This window comes from Psychrobacter sp. LFX-11D, assembly GCF_904846475.1.
Taxonomy (GTDB): domain Bacteria; phylum Pseudomonadota; class Gammaproteobacteria; order Pseudomonadales; family Moraxellaceae; genus Psychrobacter; species Psychrobacter cryohalolentis.
Window position 1 is genome coordinate 81,700 of sequence record NZ_CAJHAV010000013.1, and the last position, 9,578, is coordinate 91,277.

The 9,578-nt window shown below is 37.6% G+C and carries 12 protein-coding genes and 1 pseudogene; 8 read left to right on the forward strand and 5 right to left on the reverse strand.

The features are described from left to right. The first annotated feature begins 4 nt into the window (after positions 1 to 4). Positions 5 to 679 carry a glycosyltransferase gene (locus JMX75_RS10265; RefSeq protein WP_201532241.1) on the forward strand — a complete coding sequence of 225 codons (675 nt, stop codon included), beginning with the start codon at positions 5 to 7 and terminating at the stop codon, positions 677 to 679. 44 nt (positions 680 to 723) lie between these two features. Here the strand turns inward: JMX75_RS10265 and JMX75_RS10270 are convergent, their stop codons facing one another. Next, the gene (locus JMX75_RS10270; protein WP_201532242.1) at positions 724 to 882 is read right to left on the reverse strand and encodes a hypothetical protein; all 159 of its coding nucleotides are present in this window, start codon (positions 880 to 882) and stop codon (positions 724 to 726) included. A 142-nt stretch (positions 883 to 1,024) separates the two neighbouring features. Beyond that, positions 1,025 to 1,456: an Lrp/AsnC family transcriptional regulator gene (locus JMX75_RS10275; RefSeq protein WP_020443938.1), complete on the reverse strand. Its 432-nt coding sequence runs from the start codon at positions 1,454 to 1,456 to the stop codon at positions 1,025 to 1,027. A gap of 168 nt (positions 1,457 to 1,624) precedes the next feature. On the opposite strand from JMX75_RS10275, the gene JMX75_RS10280 reads away from it, so the two are divergent. The 7 genes from JMX75_RS10280 (at position 1,625) to JMX75_RS10305 (ending at position 7,684) form a co-directional block, all read left to right on the forward strand. Beyond that, positions 1,625 to 2,725, forward strand: coding sequence for an ornithine cyclodeaminase (locus tag JMX75_RS10280; RefSeq protein ID WP_201532243.1), 1,101 nt, complete (start codon positions 1,625 to 1,627; stop codon positions 2,723 to 2,725). A 247-nt stretch (positions 2,726 to 2,972) separates the two neighbouring features. Beyond that, complete coding sequence (locus tag JMX75_RS10285; RefSeq protein ID WP_181209855.1) at positions 2,973 to 3,932, forward strand: arginase; 960 nt, start codon at positions 2,973 to 2,975, stop codon at positions 3,930 to 3,932. 86 nt (positions 3,933 to 4,018) lie between these two features. Next, on the forward strand, positions 4,019 to 5,422 hold the full coding sequence (locus JMX75_RS10290; protein ID WP_227673169.1) for a YjiH family protein: 1,404 nt from the start codon (positions 4,019 to 4,021) through the stop codon (positions 5,420 to 5,422). 79 nt (positions 5,423 to 5,501) lie between these two features. Next, positions 5,502 to 5,636, forward strand: coding sequence for a hypothetical protein (locus JMX75_RS13055; RefSeq protein WP_265088675.1), 135 nt, complete (start codon positions 5,502 to 5,504; stop codon positions 5,634 to 5,636). 150 nt (positions 5,637 to 5,786) lie between these two features. Next, positions 5,787 to 6,332, forward strand: coding sequence for a hypothetical protein (locus JMX75_RS10295; protein ID WP_201532245.1), 546 nt, complete (start codon positions 5,787 to 5,789; stop codon positions 6,330 to 6,332). Positions 6,333 to 6,482: 150 nt separating this feature from the next. After that, on the forward strand, positions 6,483 to 6,938 hold the full coding sequence (locus tag JMX75_RS10300) for a MerR family transcriptional regulator (RefSeq protein WP_201532246.1): 456 nt from the start codon (positions 6,483 to 6,485) through the stop codon (positions 6,936 to 6,938). Between the two features lie 398 nt (positions 6,939 to 7,336). Beyond that, complete coding sequence (locus JMX75_RS10305) at positions 7,337 to 7,684, forward strand: hypothetical protein (RefSeq protein ID WP_227673170.1); 348 nt, start codon at positions 7,337 to 7,339, stop codon at positions 7,682 to 7,684. A 183-nt stretch (positions 7,685 to 7,867) separates the two neighbouring features. Here JMX75_RS10305 and JMX75_RS10310 read toward each other — a convergent pair. The 3 genes and pseudogenes from JMX75_RS10310 to JMX75_RS10320 form a co-directional block, all read right to left on the reverse strand. Beyond that, positions 7,868 to 8,014: pseudogene (locus JMX75_RS10310) on the reverse strand (DUF411 domain-containing protein); the annotation flags it as partial. A 32-nt stretch (positions 8,015 to 8,046) separates the two neighbouring features. Continuing rightward, positions 8,047 to 8,571, reverse strand: coding sequence for a TIGR00645 family protein (locus JMX75_RS10315; RefSeq protein ID WP_133105000.1), 525 nt, complete (start codon positions 8,569 to 8,571; stop codon positions 8,047 to 8,049). 186 nt (positions 8,572 to 8,757) lie between these two features. After that, on the reverse strand, positions 8,758 to 9,578 hold an 821-nt coding region (locus JMX75_RS10320; protein WP_201532249.1), incomplete at its 5' end, for a DUF475 domain-containing protein.

Consider the following 9,578-nt stretch of genomic DNA (forward strand, 5'->3'; position numbering starts at 1 on the left):
GGCTATGAAAATTGGCATTGTGATTCCCGCTCATAATGAGGCAATGACCATCGCTAAATGCTTGGCATCAGTACGGACCGCTATCGAGCAATTGCCCTCAATGATTAAAGCGTATCCGCTAGTGGTGTTGGATAGCTGCACTGATAATACGCAGTCCATCGTCAAAGCCGCTGGTATTGATTACTTATGCTGTGACTATCAATGTGTGGGAAGGGTGAGAGATATTGGTATTCGTCATGCGATCACAAATGGTGCCACATGGATTGCCTGTACAGATGCTGACTCCGTGGTAACTGTAGATTGGTTGGCACAGCAGATTGAACATATTAGCCACCAGCCGACAGATATGATTTGCGGCATAGTGCAAGTTGACAGTTGGGCACGGTTAACACCGCAAACTCGAAAGGATTATATCGCTCATTACCAAGATAAAATGGGACACCATCATATTCATGGAGCAAATTTAAGTTTTAGTAGTGAGGCTTATCTGGCTGTTGGCGGCTTTGCATCTATACCTTGTCATGAGGATGTGGACTTGGTCAGTAGATTTGAAGCTCAAAGCTATGCCATCACTTGGAGCAATCGTGTCCGTGTAATGACCAGTAGCCGACTACAGGCTCGAGCAACCGAAGGTTTTGCAGCATTTCTAATCCGTTTAGAACAAAACAATCTACATTAAGATATGCAATATGAGACTGTACTGTAGTGGTCAGGTGTCCTAAATTAGTTGACCACTACAGTTGATCTACCAATACCAAGTGAGTTTGCTACATCGGGTATTTTACGTTGGTGATCAACCACTAAGCTGATAGCTTCAAGTTTGAATTCTTGGATATATTGGTCGCGTTTATTGGTTATGCTATTTTCCTTCTTTGGGTTCATCTAACCTCTTAGAAGCGGTCCAGTTTTATTATGCCACTACATCAAACCATTGATACCCTTAGCCTATAGCCTAAGATTCAAGTCCTCACTAGGGAATTGAACATTAGGCTGCGCTGAACATATTTTTCTGAGTATAGTTATATTACAAACTCGAAAGCAGAACACTGGTTTCGCTATTAAGAATGCCATCAATCTCTCTGACTTGACGCAGCACTTCATCAAATTCTCTCAAGCTTGTGGTGTGTATTTCTGCTACCAAATCCCACGCTCCATTGGTCGTATGTAGCTTAATCAGTTGCGGTATACCTCGTAACTTCCTAATCACTTGTGACGTAGATTTTCCGGTCACTTCAATCATCATCATCGCTTTGACGGTTTCTTTATCTAGTGCCTCATGCACTCGAATCGTAAATCCTAAAATAGCGCCGTTATGCATCAGTCTATCCAATCTGTTTTGGATAGTGGCACGAGAGACTTTGAGTTTTTTGGCAAGGTTTGAGATGGTTGCTCGACCATCTTGTCGAAGTTCAGATATCAGTTCGCTATCTAAAGAATCATAAGTGTAATACGCCATAAAAATGCTTCCTTCATTGAATTTTGACATTATGCTAAGTAGTACTTAACAATATGTCAAAAATACGTCCATATTTAATAACTTATTGACATTTTAACTGACAATTATAGTTGGTAGGATATTAATTGTCGGTTCAACAAACAACATTCATGAAAAGGAACAGCATTAATGTCTAAATTTATCGTATCACCCAAGGAAGGCGTGCCATTCGTTAGTGTACAAGCGATGGCTAAAATGATTCATGATTATGGTGTTGAGCAATGTATTACAGATCTAGTAGATGCCTTAGAACAAGATTTTCTTCGTTGGGATCAATTTGAAAAATCTTCTCGCTTTGCTTCACATTCCAAAAACGGTGTCATCGAGTTGATGCCAGTCAGCGATGGAGAGATGTTTGCCTGCAAATATGTCAATGGTCATCCAATCAATACCAAACGAAACTTGCAGACCGTGGCGGCGATGGGTATCTTGTCTGACGTCGAAACTGGCTATCCTATTTTGCTGACAGAGATGTGTATCCTGACGGCATTACGTACGGCTGCCACATCAGCCATGCTGGCCAAACATTGCGCGCCAAAAGGCGTTACAAAACTGGCGTTAATAGGAAACGGCGCTCAGTCTGAATTTCAAGCCTTGGGTATGAAAGCCATCATGGGTATCTTAGAAGTTCGTTTGTATGATATTGATCCAGCAGCATCGCAGAAAACGGCTGATAATCTTGCAGACTCAGGTCTGAAGGTTATTGTTTGTCGTACGTTAGAGGAAGCTGTTTTAGGTGCAGAGATTATTACTACCTGTACGGCTGATAAAACCAATGCCACTATTTTACGAGACGATATAATCACAAAAGGTGTTTATATTAATGCGATAGGCGGTGATTGTCCTGGTAAGACAGAGCTGGATAAAAATATATTAATGCGAGCAGATCATGTGATTGTGGAGTTTGAGCCTCAGACACGCATTGAGGGGGAAATCCAAAATCTATCAAGCGACTTCCCTGTTACTGAGTTTCATCGCATCCTCAAAGGTGAAGTGCAAGCTCGAACGTCAGATGATGATCTAGTCGTGTTCGATGGCGTTGGGTTTGCATCAGAAGACTTTACAGCGTTAGTGTTTTTACGCGACTTGATCAGAGAGCAGGGAGGATATGAGATTTTAGATCTAATCCCGCAACAAGCTGATCCTAAAAATCTATATTCGGTAGTGAAAAATCATAGCAAAGATCTTAGCACAGAGACAAATGAAGCTGAATCTGTGGCTATGTCGTAAGTGATTAATACAATCGCTATTGATACAACGGTAATTAATACTACAAAACGATAAGTACTTTTTATCTTGTATAACGTTTAAAATCAACGTTTTTTTTGAATTTTATTTATATTTAGCAAGGCTCTTGGATAGTTATGGATATGTTTATTGTTTTAAATATATCTACTAATTTTCAAGAGCTTTAGTATATAAGAATGAATTTAATTTAAATGATGTGAAAATTATTTTATTTAATAGAGACAAAATCATGACTGATATGATGAAAAATATAAGAATAGTAGAAGTTTATTCAGATATCGCAGGATATAAAAAAGGCGCCTCTTTAGGTATTGATGCATTAAAAGCGTCATCAAAAGAACTTAATGCAGATTATTTTGAAAAATTGCAATTTGACAGTATTGAGGATAATAGCAACAGTGAAGGGGAATCACAATTTGCGCATGCAAAATATGCTGATGTGATTGAACCGATTATCTCTAAGTTAGCACACAAAATAAAAGATATAAGAAATGAGAATAAATTCCCAATTGTCTTAGCTGGAGATCATTCTAGCTGTGCAGGAACGATGCATGGCCTAAAAATGGCGCATCCTGATGCTGAAATTGGTGTGGTCTATATAGATGCACACGCTGATTTTCATTCACCATATACCAGTGGGTCAGGAAACATGCATGGCATGCCTTTAGCGATGGCGTGTGCCATTGACAATTTAGAATGCCAGCGCAATGAGCTTTCTGAAAAAGAAACAGAGTATTGGGAAAAATTAAAGTTCATGGCATCAAGCGAACCCTCAATCAAGCCAGAAAATGTGGTCTTTTGTGCCGTTAGAGATTATCAAGAAGAAGAGATGGATTTAATTAGAAGGCATAAAATTCCTTTATATAGTGTTGCTGAGATAACTCAAAAAGGAATCAGTTCCACAGTAGAGGAAATCTTCAAAAAATTGGAATATTGTGATCACATTTATGTCTCATTTGATGTTGATAGTGTGGATCCTTTATATGTGCCAGGAACCGGTACGCCTGCAATGAATGGTCTGTCATATGAACAAGCCATGCAACTTAACATAGAATTAATCAAGAATAAGAAAGTATGCTGTTGGGAAATGGCAGAAATCAATCCTTTGTATAACAATTCAAAAGATGACTCAACAAGAATATTTAAAATCTTAGAAAAAGTGACACAGTCTCTTTTAAATAACTATTAGTATAAATTATTTAAAATGAGTTAAAGAATCTAGCATAAAAAAATCTATTTATGCTAGTTAAAAAATGGACTGCGAGTAAAAATAATATGGACATTATTAAAGCCAATGCTTCAAGTCAAGCTGTCAGCAGTATCAGTATCAGACAATTTTTAAAATTCTTTATACCCTCTATAATAGGTTTGTTGCTCTTCGTATTTCCAATTCCCTATGTAGATGGTAAGTTTGTATCATATGCAGAAGGATTTACCATCCCTATCTCTGTATTAAAAGATTATATACAAGGTTATATGGGCAGCCTTTTGCCACTGTTTGTTGTAATCTCCATTATGATTACATTGTGTTGTACTTTATACACTAAAATCATGAAGCCTTCATTGATTCTAAATAATGCATTTTTAAATAACTTACTGAACGTTACAACACCTTGGCTTGTTATTAGAATGCTTGGTGCGTTTTTTGCTGTCGTTACCTATTTTAAGTATGGTTATGAATTTATATATTCAGATAATATCGGGGGTTTAATATTATATGAATTAATGCCAATACTTTTTATTGTGTTTTTCTTGGCTGGATTACTGCTACCGTTATTGCTTGATTTTGGCTTATTAGAATTTTTTGGTGTTTTATTAAGTAAAGTAATGAGACCTCTATTTGGTTTACCCGGTAGGTCCTCTGTAGATTGTCTAACATCATGGTTGGGTGATGGCACTATTGGCGTATTATTAACTGATAAACAACTGGAAGGCGGATTTTATACCAAAAAAGAAGCGGCAGTTATTGCGACAAGCTTTTCAGCAGTCTCGATTACATTCTGTTTGGTCGTCATCTCTCAAGTTAAGCTAGAAAGCTACTTTCTCAATATGATTGGGGTGGTTGCCTTATGCGGTATTGTTTGTGCCTTAATCGTACCAAGGTTATTTCCCTTATCTAAAATTGACGATACGTATGTAGTAGAAAATAGTGATAGAGATCATGAAACCATTCCTGAAGGAAAAACGTTATTTACCCATAGTTTACATAAAGCCGTTCACAAAGCAGAAAAGAGTCCAAGCTTTTTTACTTTCTTGAACGATGGGTTAAAAAATATTTTAGATATGTGGATCGGAATATTACCTGTCGTTATGGCAATCGGGACGATGGGCTTAATCGTTGCAGAAGAGACACCCGTATTTGATTATTTAGGTATGCCGTTTATTCCATTCTTAGAATTAATGAACATACCCTTTGCAGCAGAAATGTCAAAAACCATTATGGTGGGTTTTGCAGATATGTTTTTGCCTGCTATTATCGGTTCTTCAATAGAATCAGAGTTAACTCGATTTGTCATCGCTTGTTTGTCAGTTTCTCAATTGATCTATATGTCGGAAATAGGTGGGTTGATTTTAGGAACCAAAATTCCAGTAAGCTTTTTTCAGTTATTAATAATTTTTCTATTAAGAACCATTATTTCATTACCAATTATTGCATTATGTGCGCATATGATTTTTTAAATGGGATTTTCTGAAAACTGGATGCATTACGTCTGAACAAAAAAAATCAGCAGCAAAAACCACCTATCAAGGCGGTTTTTTGCTATTAACATCAAGCTACTCACAAGATTGTCGTTTTGTAAAGCCAGTTGACCAACTACAACTGCATAAGTTTGGTCGCTATTATCCGCGCCAAGACACCGATTTGACCCATAGAGCAGCCTGTAATGTATAAGACGCTATATGGCAAAATAACTTGGACAGCTTTAGCATTATCAGCACAAAAAGAATGGGCAACCATAGGCGCAAGGATGCGGGCGCTAAGAACATCAATATTACCTCACAGACGAGTATCAAGAAAAAACAGTTTAGGGAGGTTGGAGATATGAATGAGGATAAAACAGTTTTAGAAATTATGAGCCGAAATAAGAATACTATAGAGGCTAGCCTGGCTTTCCATAATAATGTTGAAAAAATGAAAAAAGAATTTGTCGGAAAGCTTAAATTAGATTTATACCTAAATGCTAAAAGCTATCCTCAAAAAATTATTCTAAGAAATATGAAAGTAGATAATAAGTATGAAAAATTTAGCTTCGGAAGTATAGAAAATATTGGAATTATTTGTTTTGAATTTCAAGATTATTATAATAAACCAAGCTTGGGCGTAAGATTTTTAGGAAAATTCAGACATTCTGAATTTGCAAGTGAACATAAAAGTAAAATAAACAGATTGCTAAACGAGAATATTAAAAATAAGCAGTTTGAAAGTTCTAGCTGGTGGCCAGCTAAGGACAAGTTTGAGCCTTTCGATTGGAGAAGCTCTAGTAAGCCGTGGCAAATGATGAAAGATGACACGATGGCTATAAAGATTCTAGATGAGGTTTTAGAAATCTATAAAGTATTAATTGGAAATGGTTATGAAATTACATAAGGGAATACCATGACATGGCTCGTGAACCGCACTTCTTGCCATAAGAAATGTTATGGCAAATAACTTTGAATAGAAGAAGTCGGTTTACACTGGTTTCATTGAGGTATACTTGTCTAAAATAAGACAAACGTACCTTTTCGAGATTATTACATGAAATCTGATCCAGCCTTTTTATTGATAGGGGCATTGGCAAAACAAGCCAATACGACTAAAGATACTATTCGCCATTACGATGAATTGGGATTGCTGAGATCTCGTAAGCGTCAGGCAGGGTCACGATTATATACAGAGTTTCATCCTGAATGTATTGAGCGTATTGAAATAATTAAAAATATAAAAGCTGTCGGTTTTAGTCTCAATGAAATTAAGAATGGTCTTAATGATTATTACGATGGCAATTTCAGTATCGATAAACGAATGCTTGCCGTTTCTGAAAAGCTTGCTCAAGCGAAAAGCGAACAAGCGGCTCTTACTAATGTCATTAATCAGCTTACTACTCGTTATAGGGTATTAGAAGAAATGAAATCAAATAATAATACGCTTCTTTCTAAGGAGGAATGGCAAAAACGAATAGCGGAGCTACTGCCAAATGATACGCCGTCTTAATTCAAGTTTGCCGAACTTCACAAACTTGAAGACTGACTGTTTTTTTCGTGAATACCTACAGATGTATGTCGAACCTATAGAAACTAACTAAGTGAAGCAGTTGCTTAGCTAAAAGAGACAGCGACTGCGCTACATAAGTAATGTGTCACTTTCAACGTATAGCGCTTCCGTTATAGAATGCATGAAATATCATATTTTTAGTGGGCTATAAATATTGTCGAATAGTTATAGTGAGTTCAGTATTAAAGCGATACAGTAGGACTGGGATGAATTTTACGCAGCCTCTGTCAGCGTAGTCACAGCACGCCAGAAAAATTCATACCAGTACTGCGTTGGAACATAACGTATCTGTTTTATTTGGAATTGACTATACATTGATTATAAATAAGGAAATTAAGATGCAAGTAAAATTAGGTTTGTTAGTAGCTATCGTATTGGCGTCAGGATCATGCTTTGCTGCTGATGCTTATAAAGTTTCTACCTCTGTATTTAAAGATGGTGAGTTAATTGCTTCACCTATAATGCTTGTAAATGCTGAAGAGATGGCATCGATCGCTGTTGACACTGAGTTTCAGTATAACCTGACAGTAAAGCCCTATAATGAGCATACTGCTAAAGTCGTTACGGCTCTTAAAGTTGGTGATGATGTTGCGGAACATGAAACGACCGTCGCCTATGATAAGGAAGCTACAGTTGATAATGGCAAAGACAAACTTACTTTATTGGTTCGTAAAATTACCAGTTGAAGATTATGGCATTCACAGCTATGAAGTCTATATATAAAAAGAGTAAAACCTCTGATCAGTATCCATTCAATTCACCAATTAATTGAATGGATACTCTTGGTTTATAGCGATTAGATTCAGACAATAGGCAAAATATTTACCCGACTATCATTTCTGCTGAACCGAGTCAATATCTGCGTAGACTTAGGTGATGCTATCCTTATTACGCTGCATAATCTGATACGGTTCAAACTTATCTTGATACTCCATACTGGGGCTACCGACAGGCATACCCGTTACAACAAGACTCATTGCTTGTACGGGTGGATTTTCTGAAAACTGTGCCATATATTATGTCACTACACTTTGTACTGAAAGATTTTTTAGTGCTTTTTGGTATCGCCGACAATCTTATCCATCAAAGCAAACAACAAGCCAGATAATACAAACGTCATATGGATAATCACTTTCCACATCAATACATCAGCATCAGCATCGCTCATCTCTTTGGGTATATCCATAAATGATTTGAGAAGATCAATGGCAGAAATGGCAACGATGGCACCGATTACTTTAAGTTTCAGACCAGAGAAATCAATTTTTCCCATCCATTCAGGACGATCTTCATGATCACCTGTATCAATTTTTGAGACAAAGATCTCATAGCCACTAAATATGATGATGAGTAATAAGCTTGCGACCAGTGACATGTCAATAAGAGCCAACGTGCCGACGATGACATCGGCTTCAGAAGCAGTAAACACATGGGTAATCATGTGCCATAGTTCTTGGAAAAACTTGATAAATAGTAAAACAATACCGATCACTAGCCCCAAATAAAATGGGGCTAGTAGCCAACGACTATTAAATATGGTTTTCTCTAATGTTTGTTCAGCTTTCTTTAGCATGTATATCTCTTGTTTTTGGGAATATGCGTTATAAAGTAAGATGCTTATCTTAGGCAATAGAAAGTGATCCGTGACAGAAGACAGGTCATACCAATCGCTTGATATAACCTGTCATGACTACGATTTTCTACCAAAGCGCTTTTTCTTAATTTGAACTTAGCGTTTAAACTTAAGACAAAATCAACACTAAGTAATCGCCTTCGCTTGTTGCTTGCGATGCTTAAGTGAAGCAAGCAATGCCCAACCAATAAAGGCAATGCCAATCAAACCAGTAATAATCTCTGGTACATGGAATTTCACTGATAGCAGCATAATAATTGCCAAAGCACCAATGGCATAATGCGCACCATGTTCTAGATAGATGAACTCATCAAGTGTGCCTTTGTCTACCAAGAAAATAGTCATCGAACGCACAAACATAGCACCAATCGCCAGACCTAACATAATCACAATAACGTCATTGGTGATTGCAAATGCGCCAATCACACCATCGAAACTGAATGAAGCATCAAGAACTTCTAAGTATAAGAAACCAATAATACCGCCCTTCATAATCGCGCTGGTCGCTGCGGCACCTGAACCCTTCTCTTCATTTTCTAAGTCTTCCTCAAGGTCACCCTCGAGCATACCAGAGATAACTTGGACGCCAAGATAGACCAAGATACCCCATACACCCGCAATCAATACAGCAGAAGCTTGCTCCGCACTGGCCCAAGATACAGCAAACATCAGGACAATTAGAGCGACAAACACGCTCATGGCATCGACTTTGCCAAGCTTTGCTAAGCGGCTCTCAAGCCAGTTAAACCAATGCACTTCTTTATCATCAAAGATGAAGTTTAAGAAGACGAGTAACAAGAAGATACCACCAAAGGCTGAGATTTCAGCATGATGCGCCATCAGTCTTGCTGAGTATTCTTTAGGGTCGTTCAATGCCAAATCTATCACTTGCATCATGCCAAGGTCTGCGGTAACCGCAACGATGACAATTGGGAATACCAAGCGCA